Genomic DNA, 18,245 nt, shown 5'->3' with positions numbered 1-18,245 from the left:
CTTTTCTCTATACCTCAATTTCACCTTCGAATACGGATTGCGCCGGTCCGGTCATCGACACCGGTTGCGCCCCGCCCGGCCATGCGATTTCGAGTACCCCGCCACGCGTGTCCACTTTCACCGGAGAATCCAGCAGCCCGCGCGCGATTCCGGCCGCCACCGCCGCGCAGGCGCCGGTGCCGCAGGACAGCGTTTCGCCGGCCCCGCGCTCGAACACGCGCAGCTTAATATGTCTGCGATCCACGATCTGCATATATCCGGCATTGACTCGCTCGGGAAAGCGCGGGTGGCGCTCGATCAACGGACCTTCGCCGGCGACCGGGGCGGCATCCACGTCGGACACGATCTGCACCGCGTGCGGATTGCCCATGGACAACGCGCTGATCTCGCGCGCACCGCCGTCGACTTCGAGCCGGTAAGTCGGCGAGAGGCGTTCTGCGACGAAGGGGATTCTGGCCGGCTCGAACTCCGGGACGCCCATGTTCACCGTAACACGGCCGTCCTGTTCCAGCCGCGGTTCGATGATGCCCGACCGCGTCTCCACGCGGATCGCGTTCTTTCCGGACAAACCTTGGTCGTGCACGAAGCGCACGAAGCAGCGCGCGCCGTTGCCGCACTGGCTGACTTCGCCGCCGTCCGCATTGAAGATTCTGTAATAGAAATCGGTGTCCCGGCTGCGCGCCGGCTCGACGACCAGCATCTGGTCGAAGCCGATGCCGAAATGGCGGTCGGCCAGCCGGCGGATGTTCGCGGCATCGAGCGTCAGCGGTGCGCGGGTGGCGTCCACGACGACGAAGTCATTGCCCGCGCCGTGCATTTTGGTGAATTTCAGTCGCACGGGAACCTCTTCAGGCGACAAGGGACTTGGACATGATGCAGTCGTCCATGAAAAAACCGTTGCCGATGTCCACTTTCACGGTCTTCGTCACTTCGAAGCCGAGGCGCCGGTAAGCGGCGACCGACCCATGGTTGTATTTGTTGACCTGAAGAGTCAAACTGTCCATGCCTTGCAGCCTGGCCGCCTTTGCCACCTGATCGATCAGAGCCGCGCCGTAGCCTTTGCCGCGGGCAAGTTGATGCACGTAGAGTTTGTCGAGTTTCATCGCGCGCGCTTCGGTCCCGCGCTCGTAGCTCGCGAAACCGCAAAGTTCGCCGCGCACTTCGAGTTTGTCCCACCAAGCTTCGCCGGCCTGCAGTTGCGTACGGATCGCGTCCGGCGAATAGCGCTGCGCCAGCATGTATTCTATCTGCTTGACGGTAATGATCCCCGGATAGTGCTGCATCCAGATTTCGCGCGCCAGCGCGCAAACCGGCGCAATGTCTGCATCGCGCACCGGGGAAATGCTGAAATCGAGCGTGCCGGCCATGCTCAGGTGCAAATCGTGTTGAGATCCGGATTGGCGAACATTCAGTAGAACCTAGGCTCGCCTGGCGGGCGCGTCTTGAACCGCTTGTGCACCCAGTAATACTGCTCGGGCATTTCCAGGACCCGCTCTTCGATGAACGCATTCATGCGGCGTGTGTCGGCCTCCACACTCTCGCCGGGACAATTCTCCCAGGCCGGATATATGCGCAGCACGTAGCCTTCTCCGCCGGGCAACTGGCGCACCACCACCGGCACGATGACGGCATCGGCAAGCCGGGCGAGCCGCGACAGCGCCGTGACGGTCGCTGTCTGAACGCCGAAGAACGGCACGAATATCGCGTCGCGCGGACCGAGATCGAGGTCGGGCGAAAGTTGCAGGCCCAAACCGTCCTTGAATCCGCGCAGCAGCGTCTTGACGCCCTCCTGCCGCGCTACCATGCGCGTGCCCGGAAACCGGCTACGCACGCGCACCAGGAATTCGTCGAAGACGCGGTTTTTCTGGTGGCTGTAAACCGCCATGCCCTTATAGTCCATCGACATGCGCAGTCCCTCCATCTCGATGCCGGCGAAATGCGGCACTAGGAAGATGATGCGCCGGTCGCCCCGGGCGCGTGCGTGCTCCTCGCCTTCGATGCGCACAATGCGCCGGATGCGCTCTTCGGATCCCCACCAGACGATACCGGCCTCGAAAAAACTTCTGCCGATAGCGCGGAAATGAGCCCGCAACACCACCTCACGGCGTGTTTTGTCCCATCCCGGAAAACATAGCGCCAGATTGGCTCGCGCCACTTCCCGCCGCTCGCGACCGAAGGCCATGAATGCGAGACCGGCGATCGCCCCGATGCGCGCCAGAATTGCGAGGGGAAGAAAGTGCAGCAGCCAGAACACGCCAATGGCGAGGCGAGTCAGCATCAGCCCTGCGCGTCTTTCGCAGCAGCGCTTGCGTCGGGAGGCGGGGCACCGGCCGGCACCTTGTAACGGTTGTAACTCCACAGATATTGCCCGGGCTTGAGTCGCACCATCTTCTCGATGGCCGCGTTCAGCACCCGTGGACCATTCTCGCGGTCCAGGGCCTCGTCTATTTTTGCAAAGCGAAGCACATAGCCCCGACCCCGCGGCAGCCGCTCGGCGATGAATATGATCGGTGTCGCACCGGTGGCTTCCACCAATCGTCCCACCAGCGTCATGGTATAGGCCGGCCTGCCGAAGAACTGCGTCCACACGCCCTCACCGAAGCTTGGCACCTGATCAGGCAGGATTCCCAGCGACTCGCCGCGCTTGAGACCTTTCAACAGAAGGCGCACACCGGACAAATTCGCCGGTGCCAGCATCACCTTGTCGCGGCCGCGCCCCGCTTCGATCAGCGGCTGCAGCATTTTCATTCTGGGAGGACGGTACAGTACGGTAATCGGAATGCGCTGAGCAAACCACAGCGCTGCGATGTCGAAACAGCCCAAGTGAGGCGTCAGGAACAGGATTCCTTTGCCGCGCCGTTGCGCCTCTTCGACCAGGTGCGCCGCCTCGCAGGACACGATCAACTTGATGGCATCGGGAACCGGGCGAAACCAGGCGGCAATCAATTCTGTCGACGCTTTACCGTTTTCGGCGATGTTTTCGTGCAACAAACGCTGATAATCGGCTTCATCGCGCCATAGTCTGCTTTGAAAGAGATTGTCGCGAAGCCGGAAAGCGTAGGAAGGGGAAACCAAGTAGACCAGCCAACCGAGCGTAGCGCCCGCCAGGTGAATCCACGAAAGCGGCAGCTTGGCCACCACCCGCAACAACCTTATGAGCATGAAGTTATTCGATTTCTTACTTTGTCTTTCGGCAGGCTTTTGCTATCCTGCACGACTTTCCTGATCGATTGCAGAGTGCCCGAAATGAGCGATTTTCTGTTCACATCCGAGTCCGTGTCCGAAGGTCATCCCGACAAAGTAGCCGACCAGATTTCCGATGCCGTGCTGGACGCCATCTTAACCCAGGACAAATTCGCCCGAGTAGCGGCAGAAACGCTGGTGAACACCGGCCTGGTGGTCATGGCCGGCGAAATCACCACCCATGCCGTGGTTGACTTCCAGCAGGTGGCGCGTGAAACCATCAAGCGCATCGGTTACGACAATACCGACTATGGCATCGATTATCGCGGCTGCGCCGTGCTGGTTGCCTACGACAAACAGTCGCCGGACATCGCACAGGGCGTCAACAAGGCACACGACGATCCGCTTAATCAGGGCGCCGGCGATCAGGGTCTGATGTTCGGCTATGCCTGCGACGAGACTCCGGTGCTGATGCCGCTGCCGATTTATCTGGCGCATCGCCTGGTCGAGCGCCAGTCGGAACTGCGCCGCGACGGGCGCCTGCCGTGGTTGCGGCCGGATGCCAAGTCCCAGGTCACCATCCGCTATGTCAATGGCAGGCCGGATTCCATCGACACGGTCGTGCTTTCCACCCAGCATTCGCCCGATATTGCCCTCGAAAACATTCGCGAAGCCGTGATCGAGGAAATCGTCAAGCCGGTGCTGCCGAAAAACCTGATCAAGGGCGCGATCAACTACCTGGTCAATCCCACCGGCCGCTTTGTCGTCGGCGGACCGCAGGGCGACTGCGGACTGACCGGACGCAAAATCATCGTCGATACCTACGGCGGCGCGGCCCCTCACGGCGGCGGTGCGTTCTCCGGCAAGGATCCCTCGAAAGTCGACCGATCCGCCGCTTATGCGGCGCGTTATGTGGCGAAGAACATCGTGGCCGCGGGGCTCGCGACCAGGTGCCAGATCCAGGTGTCCTACGCGATTGGCGTGGCCAAGCCCACCAGCGTGATGGTCACGACGTTCGGCACCGGCAAGATCGGCGACGAAAAAATCGCGCAACTGGTGCAGAAGCATTTCGACCTGCGACCCAAGGGCATCGTGGCCATGCTCGATCTGCTGCGCCCGATTTACGAGAAGACGGCGGCGTACGGCCATTTCGGCCGCGACGAACCCGAGTTTTCGTGGGAAAACCTGGACAAAGTCGAGTTACTCAAGTCGGAAGCGGGAATCAAGAAAGCCGTAATCGCCTGATCGACCGGCTTTCCGGGAACCTCCCGGCTCGCCTATAATTGCAATTCGCTGAGGAGCGCTGCGACCTTCCGTTGTGGACAGGCCAGGCTCAGCAAACGAACTAACGGCGCTCACAATCCCTGAACCGGTTGTGAGCGCCGTTGTCTTTTCGGCGCTCCGTTATAAGGAGAGTGTCGATGTCCGCTGTTCCCAGCCCGAAGAAATCCGGCGATTTCCACGTTGCCGATCTGGCCCTTGCCGACTGGGGCCGCAAGGAAATCCGCATCGCCGAGACCGAGATGCCCGGCCTGATGGCGATTCGCGAAGAGTATTCGGCGACCCGGCCGCTGCGCGGCGCGCGCATCACCGGCTCGCTGCACATGACCATCCAGACCGCCGTGCTGATCGAGACGCTGCAGGCGCTCGGTGCACAGGTGCGCTGGGCCTCCTGCAACATCTATTCGACACAGGACCACGCCGCCGCAGCGATAGCTTCCACCGGTACGGCGGTATTTGCGGTGAAGGGGGAAACCCTGGCCGAATACTGGGATTACACCCATCGCATTTTCGAGTGGCCGGCCGGCGCATATTCCAACATGATCCTGGACGATGGCGGCGACGCGACGATGCTGCTGCATCTGGGTACCCGCGCCGAGTCCGATATTACCGTGCTGAATAATCCGGGCAGCGAGGAAGAGATCGCATTGTTCGCGGCGATCAAGGCCAAGCTCAAGCAGGACCCGAAGTGGTATTCGACGCGCCTGGCCAAGATCAAGGGCGTTACCGAAGAGACCACCACCGGTGTGCATCGCCTCTATCAGATGCACAAGGACGGCAAGCTCGCCTTTCCGGCCATCAATGTGAACGACTCGGTCACCAAGTCGAAGTTCGACAACCTTTACGGCTGCCGTGAATCGCTGGTGGACGGCATCAAGCGCGCGACCGACGTGATGATCGCAGGCAAGGTTGCCCTGGTGTGCGGCTACGGTGACGTGGGCAAAGGTTCCGCGCAGGCGTTGCGGGCGCTGTCGGCGCAGGTATGGGTCACGGAGATCGATCCGATTTGCGCGCTGCAAGCCGCGATGGAAGGCTATCGCGTGGTGACCATGGATTACGCCGCCGACAAGGCCGACATTTTTGTGAGCGCCACGGGTAACTTCCATGTGATCACGCACGAGCACATGAAGAAAATGAAGGACCAGGCCATCGTCTGCAACATCGGCCACTTCGACAACGAGATCGACATCGCATCGCTGTCCCAGTACGAATGGGAAGAGATCAAGCCGCAGGTCGATCATGTGATTTTTCCCGCTATGGATGGAAGGCCGGCCAAGCGGATCATCGTCCTGGCGAAGGGCCGGCTGGTGAATCTGGGCTGCGGCACCGGGCATCCGAGTTACGTCATGAGTTCGTCGTTCGCCAACCAGACCATCGCCCAGATCGAGCTGTTCGTGAATACCGAGAAGTATCCGGTCGGCGTCTACACGTTGCCCAAGCATCTCGACGAAAAAGTGGCGCGTCTGCAACTGAAGAAACTGAATGCGCAACTGACGGAGCTGACGGATACCCAGGCCAACTATATCGGCGTAGACAGGAAAGGGCCTTACAAGACGGACCACTACCGGTATTGAGAGCGGATGCGTAAAGGGTGAGCGAACTGGGAACCCAGTTGGTGATAGCACCGGAGCTGACCTACGCCGTCGACTCGACTGATGTAGAAGCCCTGATGGATCGGGTTTTTCGTCTGATCGCAGGCCTGATAACTTCAAATAAAGCGGTGAACAAGTTTTGACCCCCTCACCTCTTATGGCCGAAGGCCGGTATCCCGCGGGCACCTCTCACTCCTCCCGCGTTTTCTCATTCGAATTCTTTCCGCCGAAGACGCCGGAGGGCAAGGCGAAGTTGCGCGCCACCTGGCAGCAACTCGCGCAGTTGAAGCCGCGCTTCTTTTCTGTGACCTTCGGGGCTGGCGGATCCACGCAGCAAGGCACGCTGGACACCGTGCTGGAAATTCGCGCCGCGGGTCAGAACGCCGCGCCGCATCTTTCTTGCGTGGCTTCGAGCAAAGCGGAAATCGCGGCCACGTTGTCGCGCTACCGGGAAAGCGGTATCCGTCATGTCGTCGCGCTCCGCGGCGACATGCCATCCGGCCTGGCTTCCGGCGGCGAGCTCAGATATGCGAACGAGTTGGTGACGTTCATTCGCGAGACGACCGGCGACTGGTTCCAGGTCGAGGTGGCCTGCTATCCGGAATACCATCCGCAGACCCGCAACGCTGCCGACGAGCTGAAGAATTTCAAACGCAAGATCGATGCTGGCGCAAACTCGGCGATCACACAATATTTCTACAATCCGGATGCCTATTTCCGGTTCGTCGACGAATGCGCGGCTGCCGGGATTACCGTCCCGATCGTGCCGGGTATCATGCCGATCGGCAATTTTTCCCAATTGGCCCGGTTTTCGGATGCCTGCGGCGCGGAGATCCCGCGCTGGATGCGTATCAAGCTGGAAGGCTATCGCGACGACGCTGCGTCGATCCGCGCTTTCGGACTCGATGTGGTGACCGCGTTATGCGAAAAGCTGCTCGAAGCCGGCGCCCCGGGATTGCATTTCTACACCCTGAACCAGGCGGGGCCGGCCAGTACCATCTGGCAACGCCTCGGACTGTAAAAGCAGGTGAAAGGGAAAAGGGAAAAGGTCAAAGGTCAAAGGTGAAAGTGGAGAAGCGAAGGGCGGCGGTTGCCGTTGCTTTTGAATTTCACTTTTCTCTTTCACCTTTCCGCTGTCTTTTTTTGTAGACTGCGCGCGTGCCGCACCTATCTGCAAAACCGCTCTTCCTGCTGCTTGCCGCGATTGTGGTCGCGGCCCTCTTGGAGTTCTCCTGGCTGAACTGGCTGCGTTCCGCCGAAGCGCGTTTTTCCGACCTCTTCGTCGCCGCCCAGGCCGGGAAGATCAAACCGGACCCGGACATCGTGGTCGTTGCCGCAGACGAACACAGTCTCGATCAACTCGCCGACTATGCCGGACGCTGGCCATGGCCACGCTCGGTGCACGGCGAATTGGTGCAGGGCATTGCGGCGCAAAAACCGCGCGCCATCGTGTTCGACATCATGTTCTTCGAGCCGGACATCTATCGGCTGGATGCGGACGAGTTGTTCAACAAGGCAGTTGCACGCTACGCCAACGTGTTCTTCCCAACCGTGCGTCAGGATCCCGCGGGCGATCCGTACGGCGTGCCGATCGCGGAAATGCAGGCCGCGCTCGGCGCATTCTCCGGCCCGCAGGCGGACCAGAACGCCATGCTGAATGTCGGGTTGCCGAAGGCGCTGATTCCCGAGAACTGGCGTCTCGGCACCATCGATTTCCTCGCCGACGCGGACGGCATCGGCCGCCGCTACTTCGTCTACCAGAATGCCTACGGCTGGAAAATTCCCTCCTTGCCGGCGCGGGTGGCGCAGGATCTTGGCATGGCCGTACCGGATACCGGATCCATCCTGCTCAGTTGGCCCGGCGGAAAGGCCGGGCGCCCGCATGTGTCCTATTCCGATCTGTACATCGATTTCAACAGCCAGCAGCGCAAGCGCGATCCTAATGAGTTCAAGGACAAGATCGTCGTCATCGGTGTGACCGCCAGCGGGTTGCACGACATACGGCCAACGCCGGTGGGCTCGTTGTACGACGGCATTGATATCCTGGCCGGCGCGCTGGACAACCTCAAGAACCGGAATTATCTGCACCAGGTCCCGGCGATATGGCCAGCGGCGATTATGCTGGCGCTGCTGGTTCTGTTGTATGCAGGATTCCGAGCGCACCTGCATACGTTGAAACTCGGCGGCGCACTGTTGCTTGTTTCGGTGGTCCTCGTGGCTGCGCAGTATGTCGCAATCGGCAAGCTGCTGTTAGTGCCCATGCTGCGGCCATTGCTGTTTGCCCTGGTTTTCTTTTTCATCGCGGCGCTCCAGGAATATCTGCGCGAGAGGCGCGAACGCGAGCAGGCGGTCAGGGAATTTTCACGGTTCGTCAATCCGCATGTGGTCAAGGAATTGATTGCCCACGGCGGACTTTCGCGCGAAGGCGAAAGCCGCCAGGTCACTCTGCTGTTCTCCGACATACGTGGATTCACTACGCTTTCCGAATCGCGTACTCCACAGGAGGTGGTCAGCCTGCTCAATCGCTATTTCAGCCGGCAGGTGGAAGTGATTTTTCGTAACGGCGGTGCGCTCGACAAGTTCATCGGCGATTGCATCATGGCCATCTGGGGCGCGCCGCTCGACGATGCCAAGAATGCCGAGCACGCAATCCAATGCGCGCTGGAGATGGCGGATACACTGGATGCGTTCAGGAAAGATCTCGACGACCGCGGCGCAGATTTCGATGTCGGAATCGGCATTCACTCGGGACCCGCGGTCGTCGGCTTGATCGGCTCCGAGCAACGGCGCGAATATACCGCCATCGGCGATACGGTGAACCTGGCGAGCCGGGTCGAGGGTCTTACCAAAGGCGTGGCGCGGATTCTGGTATCCGAAGACACCATGCGCCTGTGCCCGGACGCCTTTGACTTTGTTCCGCGTGGACTCTATAAAGTGAAAGGCAGGACGCAGGAAGTCGCGTTGTTCGAACCGAAGAGGAAAGTCGCCCTATGAGAACCCTGGCACGGCTGGTTGCCCTGCTGGCGTTGCTGATTCCGACGGCGTACGCGGCGGAAACCGGCTACACGCTGAAAGCCACCGAGCTGAAGGACAAACCCTTCCTCGATGCCGATACGGTCGCCACGCTGCCAGAGAAGACGACGGTGGAAATCGTGATGCGCCAGGGCGCCTGGATGCAGATCAAGGCCGCCGACGCCCGACAAGGCTGGATACGCATGCTGTCTGTGCGGCTCGGCAGCCCTGACCAGAAGCCGCAGAGCGGCGGCAACCTGCTGTCCGCGCTCGGCATCGGCAATCGACCGCGCCCGGCGACAACTTCCACGGTCACCACCGGCGTGCGCGGCTTCTCCGAGGAAGATCTTGCCAAGGCCAAGCCGAATGCCGCGGAAGTGGAAAAGATGAAGAGCTTCGCAGCCACGACCGCGGAAGCCGCCAAGCTCGCCGAGAGCGGCAAGCTCGCGACAAGACCGGTCGCCTACTTCGATGAGCGCGGCAAGCCGCTCAAGGAGAAGAAATGAGCGCCCTCAGGCTGGTGGTACCCGCATTGATCGCCGCAGTCGTACTCGGCGGCTGCAAATCCGGCGGTGGGTTCGACATGAAAAACGTGGATATTGGCTCGGTCGTTAAGAGCGTCGGCAATCTGCGTGAAGTAAAGGAGCCCGAGGAAATCCAGATCGGCCAGAGCATGACTGAAACGCTGCTGGGCGCCCGCCCGCTGTACGACGATCCGGAACTGCAACACTACGTGAACGAAGTCGGCCTGTGGGTGGCCCAGCAATCGGAGCGCCCGAACCTGCCCTGGCATTTCGGCGTCAACGATTCGGACCACATCAATGCGTTTGCCACGCCCGGCGGCTACATCATCATCACCAAGGGCATGATGAAGCAGCTGCGCAACGAAGCCGAACTGGCCGGTGTGCTCGGCCACGAAGTGGCGCACGTGAACCAGAAACATCATCTGAAAGCGCTGCGCAAATCTGCATTCGCAAGTCTGCTCGGCGAAGGCGTGGCGGCCGCAACCGACAACAAGCACGCCGAGCTGGTCAAGAAGCTGGCTGGTCCGACCAAGGAACTGTACGCACGCGGCCTGGACAAGTCCGATGAGTTCGAAGCCGATCGCATGGGCGTTGTCCTTGCAACCCGCGCGGGTTACGACCCCTACGGATTGCCTGCGGTGTTGACCACGCTCGCCAGCGCGGACCCCAAGGACACGTTCCTGACGTTGCTCTACAAGACCCATCCGTTGCCCCAGGCGCGGCTCGACCAGCTTGCGCCCGGACTCACGACGCTCGATTCGATCAAGGCGCCGCAGAACGCGACCCGCTTCCAGCAGTACACCAGGAAATTGCAGGTCGCTGCCCAATAATTCTCGGCCGCCTTCATGCGAAGCCGGATATTTTTTCCGCTCCTGCTCGCAACGCCGACGTTCAACACCGATGCCGGCGATACCGGCTACGCGCCGAAGGCGATCGATCTGCTCGACCGCCCCGCGGCCGACGGAAAACCTGTCGCCAAGCTCGCAAAACAGCAACCGGTCGAAGTCGTCAGCCGCAGCGAGTTCGACAAGCTCAAACGCTTCAGCGTCGCCGCCAGGGATGCCAGCGGTTTTGCGCGGTCCGCCGGACTCAAGCCGCGCAAGCAGGATTACCTCGAGGACAGCGACTACCTGTCGATGGATCAGTTACCTGACGATTTCTTCGATGAATAGGCTCGCCGCCACGATCGTCTTGGCTGTTATCGGTGTGGCCGGCTGCATGGTTTCGCGTGGCCCGTCGCAGGAGCAGATCCAGGCGCAGCAGGAAATGATGAAACAGCAGATGCGCGCCGGCACCGATCAGCTGGAAGCGCAAATGCGCCAGATGCAGGCGCAAATGGAAGCCGCTCAGGATCCGCCGCCGCGAGCGACGGCGGCCGAGGGCACGGGCAAGGACGATGCGGGGCAGCGCGCGGAGCAACTGCGGGCCGCGCGCGAGCAGGCGAAGGCAGCGAAGCAAGAGAACGACGAGATAATGCGCAACCTTCGCAAAGATCCGGAGACGGCGAAGGCCCTCGCCGAATCGGAAAGGGAACACAAGGATTTCATGCGCGCGAATCCGTCCGGCGTGCAGTTGCAGTTCAATCTCGGCGATCGCGAGGAAGCTTCGCTGGGACTGGAAATGGTGCCGGCGCTGATAGGAGAACAGAAACTGCTCGAGGATCCGGCGTTGCTGCGGTATCTCAACAGCGTCGGCATGTGGGTGGCGCAGCAGTGCGAGCGGCCGGGCCTGCCCTGGCAATTCGCCGTGATCGATGCCGATGCGGTGAATGCCTTTGCCGTGCCCGGCGGCTATGTATTCGTGACCCGCGGCATGCTGGCCCTGCTCGGGACCGAGTCCGAACTGGCCGGTGTGCTCGGACACGAGATTGCGCGCGTGCGGAGAAAGACACGCTGGGCGATGTCGGCAACGAGCGTTACCTTGCGGCCACGCGCTCGCTGCGCGACCAGGGAAACTGATCGTGTCCAAACATGCGCTGCTTGCAGGCGCTGGCGGTCTGGTCGGAGCTCTTCGCGTCAGGCGACGGCGCGCACCGGTTGCAAGCGCGACGGATGGGCGGCGTAGGCGTGATAGGCCGCGGCTTCGGCTTCGCCGAACCTGACGTTCACACCCATGTCGGTGAACACAGTCTCCAGCGCGCACAGGCTGAGCATCACGTTCTCCATCTTGCAGGAATAACCCATGAGGCCGAAGCGCCAGATCTTGCCGGCGAGGTCACCCAGTCCTGCGCCGATCTCCAGGTTGTAATCCAGCAGCAGACGGCGGCGCACTTCCTTCTCGTCGATGCCCTGCGCCACGGTTACCGCATTCATCTGCGGCAGCCGGTAGGCTTCTTCCACCAGATACTTCAGGCTCAGCGTCTCCAGGCCGGCTTTCAGCGCCAGATGATTGCGCTGATGGCGGGCCCAGGCATTCTCCAGGCCTTCCTCGCGCAACATCAGCAACGATTCGTGCAAGGCGTACAGCGCGTTTGTCGGCGCGGTGTGGTGATAGGTGCGATTCGTGGCGCCCCAGTAACCGAGCAGCAGGTTCATGTCCATGAACCAGCTGTGTACTTTGTCGCCGCGGGTTTTCACCCGTTCGACGACACGTTCATTGAAGGAAATCGGCGACAGGCCGGGGGTGCAGGACAGGCATTTCTGGCTGGCCGAATAGACCGCGTCGATGCCCCATTCGTCGATGAGCACGGGCGTGCCGCCCAGCGACGTCACCGCGTCCATGATGGTGAGCGCGCCGTGCTTGCGCGCGACCTCCGCCAGCGTCTTGGCATCCGAGGCGACGCCGGTCGAGGTTTCGGCGTGCACGAAGGCGAGCGCCTTGGCATCCGGATTGGCTTTGAATGCGTCTTCGACTTTCTGCGGACTCACCGGGGTGCCCCAGCGGTCTTCCACCACCACGGCCACGCCGCCGCAGCGCTGCACATTCTCGATCATGCGGCCGCCGAACACGCCGTTGCGGCAGACGATGACCTTGTCCCCCGGGCTGACCATGTTGACGAAGCACATCTCCATGCCGACCGAGCCGGGGCCGGAGACCGGGAAGGTCAGCGCATTGTTCGTCTGGAAAGCGTAACGCAGCAGTTCCTTGAGTTCTTCCATCATCTCGACGAACACCGGATCGAGGTAGCCGATGGTCGGCTTGCCCATCGCCGAGAACACGCGCGGATGGATTTCCGAAGGACCGGGCCCCATCAGATGGCGTTGCGGCGGATAGAAGGAATTGATCTTTCTCTTCGGAGCGTAATCTTGGCTGGACATGGTTTTCCCCGGCAGGAGGATTAAGGTCTGAAACACGGCTGCGGCGCCGCAGGAAGACGCGAAGTGTACAAGACCCGGGGGGTACCGGCCAAGCTGGCCTGTGCAAAAAACAGGCAGCCAAGGAGGGCGTGGCGGTCCTGGCATCATGCACCAGGCCGGCCGCGACTCTCCCCTTCGATTGTTTCAGATGAAGCCTAGACTCACGTTCTGCCGAAGGCGGCACTCACTATTCAGTGTCGGAAATAAGACCGGAAGCCGGCTTGCTCGTAATAAGGCGTCCATGACCGGTTGCAAAGATCGATGCGACGACACCCGGCACCCCCCGCCTAGTTGGCCGATTTGACGACCGGAAACTGGATCAGACGGGCAGAGAAGTCCTCGTCATCGAAGGCAATGTCGCCGTCCTGATAAGCCTCGGGCTGGGTCTTCAGATTGGCGAAGTCAAACTGGTGCGGGTCGAGCAGATGGGAGGGCGAGGTCCGCTGGAGGCTGGCAAACATGGTTTCCAGGCGGCCGGGGAATTTCCTTTCCCACTCCTGCAGCATGTTCTTCACGACCCGGCGTTGCAGGTTGTCCTGCGAGCCGCACAGGTTGCAGGGAATGATCGGGAATTCGCGCAACTTCGCATATTCCTCGAGATCCGGTTCCTTGCAGTAGGCGAGCGGACGAATCACGATGTGCTGGCCATCGTCGCTGATCAGCTTCGGCGGCATCGCTTTCAGCCGCCCGCCGTGGAACAGGTTCAGGAAGAAGGTCTCGAGGATGTCGTCGCGATGGTGGCCGAGCGCGATCTTGGTGGCGCCAATTTCCTTGGCGACACGATACAACGCGCCACGCCGCAGACGGGAGCACAGCGAGCACATGGTCTTACCTTCGGGGATGACGCGCTTGACCACGCTGTAGGTATCCTGCTCGATGATGCGAAACGGCACGCCGATCGAAATCAGGTAGTCCGGCAACACCTCGGTTGGAAAGCCGGGATGCTTCTGGTCGAGGTTCACCGCCACGATGTCGAAGTTGATCGGCGCGTGATTCTTCAACGACAGCAGGATATCGAGCAGCGCATAGCTGTCCTTGCCGCCGGACAGGCAGACCATGACCTTGTCGCCGTCGTGGATCATGTCGAAATCGGCAATGGCTTCCCCCACCTGGCGGCGCAGCCGCTTGGCGAGCTTGTTGCCCTCGTACACCTGTTTCTGCAGCGTCGTCATTTACCTGGTACGGAAAATCTCGAAACCCACGGATTCGCAATCCGGATACACATCCAGTTTTTCGCTGGAAACCCGGGCGGCCAGAACACCCGGCCTCGCCAGGCAGATTGCCAGGATTTTCTCGCAGAACGTTTCCTGCAGGTTGAAGTGGCCGCTGTCGGCCAGCGCGGCGATTTCCCTGCGAACGAAGTCATAGTCTACCGTTTCGTCGATATGATCGCGCTCCACCTTGCCGTCGGGATCGATATAAAGATCCACATTCACGATGACCCTTTGTCTGGCCTGCTTCTCGAAATCGTGGATGCCGATGGAGAGTCGGGTCTCGAAGTTTTTCAGGAAGATCCGGCGTGCGCGGCCCAGTCCGGTTGCCGCGGCCATGTCCGTCGACGTTCGCGGGTTCAGGAAGCGGGCAGTCATCGGCTGTTACCGGTTTCGAACTGGACATCACGACGCGATGGCCATAAATGCTGGCCGCCGTCGACCACGATCGTCGTGCCGGTCAGCGCCCCGGTGTTGACCACGAAGCGGACCGTGTCGGCGATGTCTTCCACGTCCGAGCTGCGTCCGAGGGGCGCCATGCGATGGGCGCGCGCAAAACCGTCCGCGGTTTGCTCTGCGCTCACCAGCGTGATGCCGGGCGCCACGCCGCACACACGCACTTTCGGCGCCAATGCCATGGCGAGCACGCGCGTCGCACCCTCGAGTCCGATCTTTGCGATGGTATAGGAAAGGAAATCCGGATTCAGGTTGAACACTTTCTGATCCAGCAAATTCACGATGCAACCGGTGACGCCATCGGGAATTCGCGCCGCAAACGCTTTGGCGAGCAACAGCGGCGCACGCAGGTTTACATCCATGTGGCGCTGCCATTTATCGGCGTCGAGACTGGCCAGATTGTCGTACTCGAACAGGGCGGCGTTGTTGACCAGGCAGGTCACCGTGCCCAGCGCGCGTTCGCATCCGGCGATCAGGCCCGATAACTGGTCTGCGTTTCCGAGATCACAACGAACGGCGACTGCTTTCACGCCGAGCGCCGAAACTTGTGTTGCCAATGCCTCGGTCTCGGCCTGTGAGCGGTGAAAGTGCAACGCCAGGTCCCAGCCATCGGCCGCCAGTCCGAGCGCGATCGCCCGGCCTATGCGCTTGCCGGCCCCGGTAACCAATGCTGCCCGTTGCTTGCTGTGGGCCCGACTCATGTTGTCCTGAAAGTTGCACCACGGGGCGCAGCTGTTGTTGAATGGGGATTGTAGCCCAACCACTTCACGTTTCCCCCTTGCCGACCCCCCATTCCGGTCCGGATCTGCCTGTGCCGTCCGACGATGCGCGCCGTCACAGCGCCCGGCTGACGGAAACCATCCGCAAAGAAATCGAAGCCGGCGGCGGCAGGATCGGTTTCGCGCGCTTCATGGAGTTGGCCTTATACGCGCCCGGACTAGGCTATTACGTCGCCGGCGCCGCCAAACTCGGCGACGAGGGCGACTTTGTCACTGCACCGGAAATCTCGCCCCTGTTCGGCAGGACGCTGGCGCGGCAGATCGCGGAGCTTCTCGGGCGCACCGGGGGCGACATACTGGAACTTGGCGCGGGTTCCGGCGTCCTCGCGACGGACGTGCTCCGCGAACTGCGCAACCTCGATCGCCTTCCGCAGCGCTACTTCATCCTGGACATTAGCCCCCAACTCGCGCAGCGCCAGAAACGCACGATGGAACAGCGCTTGCCCGAACTGGCAACCCGGATCGAATGGCTCACGGCATTGCCGGAAGATTTCGCGGGGGTGGTCATCGCAAATGAAGTGCTCGATGCGCTGCCGGTGCATCTGGTTGCCTGGCGTCAGGACGGTTTATACGAACGTGGCGTGGGCTGGAGAGACGGCTTTGTCTGGTCGGAACGGCCTTTGCCACCGGGCGCCCTGCGCGATGCGGCCGAAGCGGCTGGCGCCGAGGCGGAAACCATCAGCGAAATTTCGCTGACTGCCCCCGCGCTGGTGCGCACCTTGTCCGATTCTCTTCGCAAGGGCGCAGTGCTGCTGATCGACTATGGTTTCGGCCGCCGCGAGTATTACCATCCGCAACGTTCCCAAGGAACGTTGATGTGCCACTACCGTCATCGCGCGCACGACGACCCGTTCTTCTTGCCCGGTTTGCAGGATCTGACTGCGCACGTCGATTTTACCGTTGTGGCGGAAGCCGGCATCGATGCCGGACTGAAGTTGCTCGGCTATACCACACAGGCGCAGTTCCTCATCAATAGCGGAATTACACAACTGTTGGAACAACAGTCCGGGGATGCGGCGGCCTCCCGATTCGCGCTCACCGTGGGCGTACAGAAACTGCTGTCCCCCGCTGAAATGGGCGAGCTGTTCAAGGTGATTGCCCTGGGTCGCGGCATCGACGGCCCGCTGATCGGCTTCGCCTCCGGCGACAAGTCGCGGTTGCTATGAAACACCAGCGCCAAGAACATTTGCCACAAAGGATACGGAGATCACAGAGGAAACCAGGCTGCGGAAATCCCCATGGGTTTGCCGACGAAGCCGTTTGTAATTTTGGGTGGACTTGCGTAAGGTTGCGCGTCGTTTGAACTTCGTATTTCTCTGTGGTCTCTATGCCCTCGGTGGCTAGACAGGTCTTTTCGCAATGCATATCCATATCCTAGGCATCTGCGGCACTTTCATGGGCGGAATCGCCGTGATCGCCAGGCAGGCCGGTCACAAAGTGACCGGCTGCGACGCCAACGTCTATCCGCCGATGAGCACCCAGTTGCAGGCGCAGGGCATCGAGCTGATCGAGGGCTTCGATTCCCGGCAGATCGACTTGAAACCGGATCTGTTCGTGATCGGCAACGTAGTGTCGCGCGGCAATCCGCTGATGGAGGAGATCCTAAATCGCGGTCTTGCGTTCACTTCCGGCCCGCAATGGCTTTATGAGAACCTGTTGCGCGGGAAATGGGTGCTGGCCGTGGCCGGCACCCATGGCAAGACCACCACTACGTCGATGCTGACGTGGATACTTGAGCACGCGGGATTGAATCCCGGCTTCCTGATCGGCGGCGTACCGCTGAATTTCGGCATCTCCGCGCGCGCCACGGACTCATCGTTTTTTGTCATCGAAGCGGATGAATACGACACGGCGTTCTTCGACAAGCGCTCGAAGTTCGTCCATTACATGCCGCGTACCGCCGTCCTCAACAATCTGGAGTTCGATCACGCCGACATCTTTCCCGACCTCGCCGCGATCGAGGCCCAGTTTCATCATCTCGTGCGCACCGTGCCCGGCAACGGCCTGATCGTCGCCAATGGCCGCGAGCAGAGCATGCGGCGCGTGCTGGTAAAGGGTGTCTGGAGCAAGGTCGAATGGCTGGGCATGGAGGAAGGCTGGACCGCGAAGCCGCGCGATGAGCACGCCTTTGACGTGTTCTTCGAAGGCGGGCCGCGCGGCACGGTAAGCTGGGAGCTGCTCGGGGAGCACAACCGCCACAATGCGCTGGCGGCCCTGGCGGCGGCGCGCCATGCCGGCGTGCCGGTGACCAAGGGCATCGACGCCCTGGCGGAATTCAGGAACGTAAAGCGCCGGCTGGAGATGCGGGGCTCGGTGAACGGCATCACGGTGTACGACGATTTCGCTCATCATCCGACCGCGATCGAAACCACGATCGCGGGCCTGCGCAGCAAGGTGCGCGGCGCGCGTATCCTGGCGGTGCTCGAGCCGCGCTCGAACACCATGAAAATGGGTGTGATGAAAGATGCGCTTGCGGGAAGTCTGGCGGCCGCCGATCTGGTGTTCTGCTACACCAATGGGCTTGGCTGGGATGCGCAGCCGGTGCTGGCGCCGCTCGGTGCGAAGTCGAAATGTTTCGACAACCTCGACACGCTGGTCCGCGCCGTAGCTGGCGCAAGCCACGAAGGCGACCATATCCTGGTGATGAGCAACGGCGCCTTCGGCGGCGTCCACGCGAAGATTCTGGAGGCTCTGGCGAAGTAAGCCTTTCACTGAAGTGAAAGGCATAAAGGGCGTTGACACAGAGGGCGCAGAGGAAAACCAGGAGTACGCAGAGGCAAACGAATACAAAATTTCGATGAACTTCGGGGCTTCAGATTACGCGAGAGCCCCACCTTACATATGGCGTCGTAATTCTAAAGTCCTTCTTCGTGCCCTCTCTTTTCTTCTCTGCGCCCTCTGTGTCAACGCC

Annotated in this window: 19 protein-coding genes and 1 riboswitch; of the genes, 11 read left to right on the top strand and 8 right to left on the bottom strand. The window is 61.1% G+C overall.

Annotated features, from left to right (window positions below):
• Positions 1 to 7: 7 nt before the first annotated feature.
• Genes dapF through HY067_11935 form a run of 4 tightly spaced genes read right to left on the bottom strand, consistent with a single transcriptional unit; the run spans position 8 to position 3,162 of the window.
• Positions 8 to 838, bottom strand: coding sequence for a diaminopimelate epimerase (dapF, locus tag HY067_11950; protein ID MBI3528669.1), 831 nt, complete (start codon positions 836 to 838; stop codon positions 8 to 10).
• 10 nt (positions 839 to 848) lie between these two features.
• The gene (locus HY067_11945; protein MBI3528668.1) at positions 849 to 1,367 is read right to left on the bottom strand and encodes an N-acetyltransferase; all 519 of its coding nucleotides are present in this window, start codon (positions 1,365 to 1,367) and stop codon (positions 849 to 851) included.
• 41 nt (positions 1,368 to 1,408) lie between these two features.
• Complete coding sequence (locus HY067_11940) at positions 1,409 to 2,275, bottom strand: lipid A biosynthesis acyltransferase (GenBank protein ID MBI3528667.1); 867 nt, start codon at positions 2,273 to 2,275, stop codon at positions 1,409 to 1,411.
• 2 nt (positions 2,276 to 2,277) lie between these two features.
• Complete coding sequence (locus HY067_11935; protein MBI3528666.1) at positions 2,278 to 3,162, bottom strand: lysophospholipid acyltransferase family protein; 885 nt, start codon at positions 3,160 to 3,162, stop codon at positions 2,278 to 2,280.
• 84 nt (positions 3,163 to 3,246) lie between these two features.
• On the opposite strand from HY067_11935, the gene HY067_11930 reads away from it, so the two are divergent.
• From HY067_11930 to HY067_11890, 9 genes are all read left to right on the top strand, one after another.
• Positions 3,247 to 4,428 (top strand): methionine adenosyltransferase, encoded by a 1,182-nt coding sequence (locus tag HY067_11930; protein MBI3528665.1) that lies wholly within the window; start codon positions 3,247 to 3,249, stop codon positions 4,426 to 4,428.
• A gap of 44 nt (positions 4,429 to 4,472) precedes the next feature.
• A riboswitch (S-adenosyl-L-homocysteine riboswitch) is annotated at positions 4,473 to 4,547 on the top strand.
• A gap of 57 nt (positions 4,548 to 4,604) precedes the next feature.
• Positions 4,605 to 6,038, top strand: a complete 1,434-nt coding sequence (locus HY067_11925; protein MBI3528664.1) for an adenosylhomocysteinase — start codon at positions 4,605 to 4,607, stop codon at positions 6,036 to 6,038.
• 17 nt (positions 6,039 to 6,055) lie between these two features.
• On the top strand, positions 6,056 to 6,199 hold the full coding sequence (locus HY067_11920; GenBank protein ID MBI3528663.1) for a hypothetical protein: 144 nt from the start codon (positions 6,056 to 6,058) through the stop codon (positions 6,197 to 6,199).
• Between the two features lie 14 nt (positions 6,200 to 6,213).
• On the top strand, positions 6,214 to 7,077 hold the full coding sequence (gene metF, locus HY067_11915) for a methylenetetrahydrofolate reductase [NAD(P)H] (GenBank protein ID MBI3528662.1): 864 nt from the start codon (positions 6,214 to 6,216) through the stop codon (positions 7,075 to 7,077).
• Between the two features lie 167 nt (positions 7,078 to 7,244).
• Complete coding sequence (locus HY067_11910; GenBank protein ID MBI3528661.1) at positions 7,245 to 9,050, top strand: adenylate/guanylate cyclase domain-containing protein; 1,806 nt, start codon at positions 7,245 to 7,247, stop codon at positions 9,048 to 9,050.
• On the top strand, positions 9,047 to 9,574 hold the full coding sequence (locus HY067_11905; protein ID MBI3528660.1) for an SH3 domain-containing protein: 528 nt from the start codon (positions 9,047 to 9,049) through the stop codon (positions 9,572 to 9,574). The genes HY067_11910 and HY067_11905 overlap by 4 nt, the downstream gene beginning before the upstream one ends.
• On the top strand, positions 9,571 to 10,422 hold the full coding sequence (locus HY067_11900; GenBank protein MBI3528659.1) for a M48 family metalloprotease: 852 nt from the start codon (positions 9,571 to 9,573) through the stop codon (positions 10,420 to 10,422). The genes HY067_11905 and HY067_11900 overlap by 4 nt, the downstream gene beginning before the upstream one ends.
• 15 nt (positions 10,423 to 10,437) lie before the next feature.
• The gene (locus HY067_11895; protein ID MBI3528658.1) at positions 10,438 to 10,764 is read left to right on the top strand and encodes a hypothetical protein; all 327 of its coding nucleotides are present in this window, start codon (positions 10,438 to 10,440) and stop codon (positions 10,762 to 10,764) included.
• Positions 10,757 to 11,656 (top strand): M48 family metalloprotease, encoded by a 900-nt coding sequence (locus tag HY067_11890; GenBank protein MBI3528657.1) that lies wholly within the window; start codon positions 10,757 to 10,759, stop codon positions 11,654 to 11,656. The genes HY067_11895 and HY067_11890 overlap by 8 nt, the downstream gene beginning before the upstream one ends.
• On the opposite strand, the gene HY067_11885 is transcribed toward HY067_11890, so the two are convergent.
• From HY067_11885 to HY067_11870, 4 genes are all read right to left on the bottom strand, one after another.
• A complete protein-coding gene (locus tag HY067_11885; GenBank protein ID MBI3528656.1) occupies positions 11,608 to 12,849 on the bottom strand; it encodes an alanine--glyoxylate aminotransferase family protein in 1,242 nt (413 codons plus the stop codon). The two genes, HY067_11890 and HY067_11885, sit on opposite strands and share 49 nt — an antisense overlap.
• Before the next feature lie 326 nt (positions 12,850 to 13,175).
• Positions 13,176 to 14,060 carry a tRNA 2-thiocytidine(32) synthetase TtcA gene (gene ttcA, locus HY067_11880; protein ID MBI3528655.1) on the bottom strand — a complete coding sequence of 295 codons (885 nt, stop codon included), beginning with the start codon at positions 14,058 to 14,060 and terminating at the stop codon, positions 13,176 to 13,178.
• Positions 14,061 to 14,438: a dihydroneopterin aldolase gene (locus HY067_11875; protein ID MBI3528654.1), complete on the bottom strand. Its 378-nt coding sequence runs from the start codon at positions 14,436 to 14,438 to the stop codon at positions 14,061 to 14,063.
• A 35-nt stretch (positions 14,439 to 14,473) separates the two neighbouring features.
• Positions 14,474 to 15,256: an SDR family oxidoreductase gene (locus tag HY067_11870; GenBank protein ID MBI3528653.1), complete on the bottom strand. Its 783-nt coding sequence runs from the start codon at positions 15,254 to 15,256 to the stop codon at positions 14,474 to 14,476.
• A gap of 41 nt (positions 15,257 to 15,297) precedes the next feature.
• Here HY067_11870 and HY067_11865 point away from each other — a divergent pair, with 41 nt between their 5' ends.
• Both HY067_11865 and mpl read left to right on the top strand, forming a co-directional pair.
• The gene (locus HY067_11865; GenBank protein MBI3528652.1) at positions 15,298 to 16,500 is read left to right on the top strand and encodes a class I SAM-dependent methyltransferase; all 1,203 of its coding nucleotides are present in this window, start codon (positions 15,298 to 15,300) and stop codon (positions 16,498 to 16,500) included.
• Between the two features lie 193 nt (positions 16,501 to 16,693).
• Positions 16,694 to 18,037, top strand: coding sequence for a UDP-N-acetylmuramate:L-alanyl-gamma-D-glutamyl-meso-diaminopimelate ligase (mpl, locus tag HY067_11860; GenBank protein MBI3528651.1), 1,344 nt, complete (start codon positions 16,694 to 16,696; stop codon positions 18,035 to 18,037).
• Positions 18,038 to 18,245: the final 208 nt, after the last annotated feature.

This window comes from Betaproteobacteria bacterium, assembly GCA_016194905.1.
Taxonomy (GTDB): domain Bacteria; phylum Pseudomonadota; class Gammaproteobacteria; order Burkholderiales; family JACQAP01; genus JACQAP01.
Note: the sequence above shows the minus strand (reverse complement) of the source record. Positions and strands in the feature narration are given on the sequence as shown.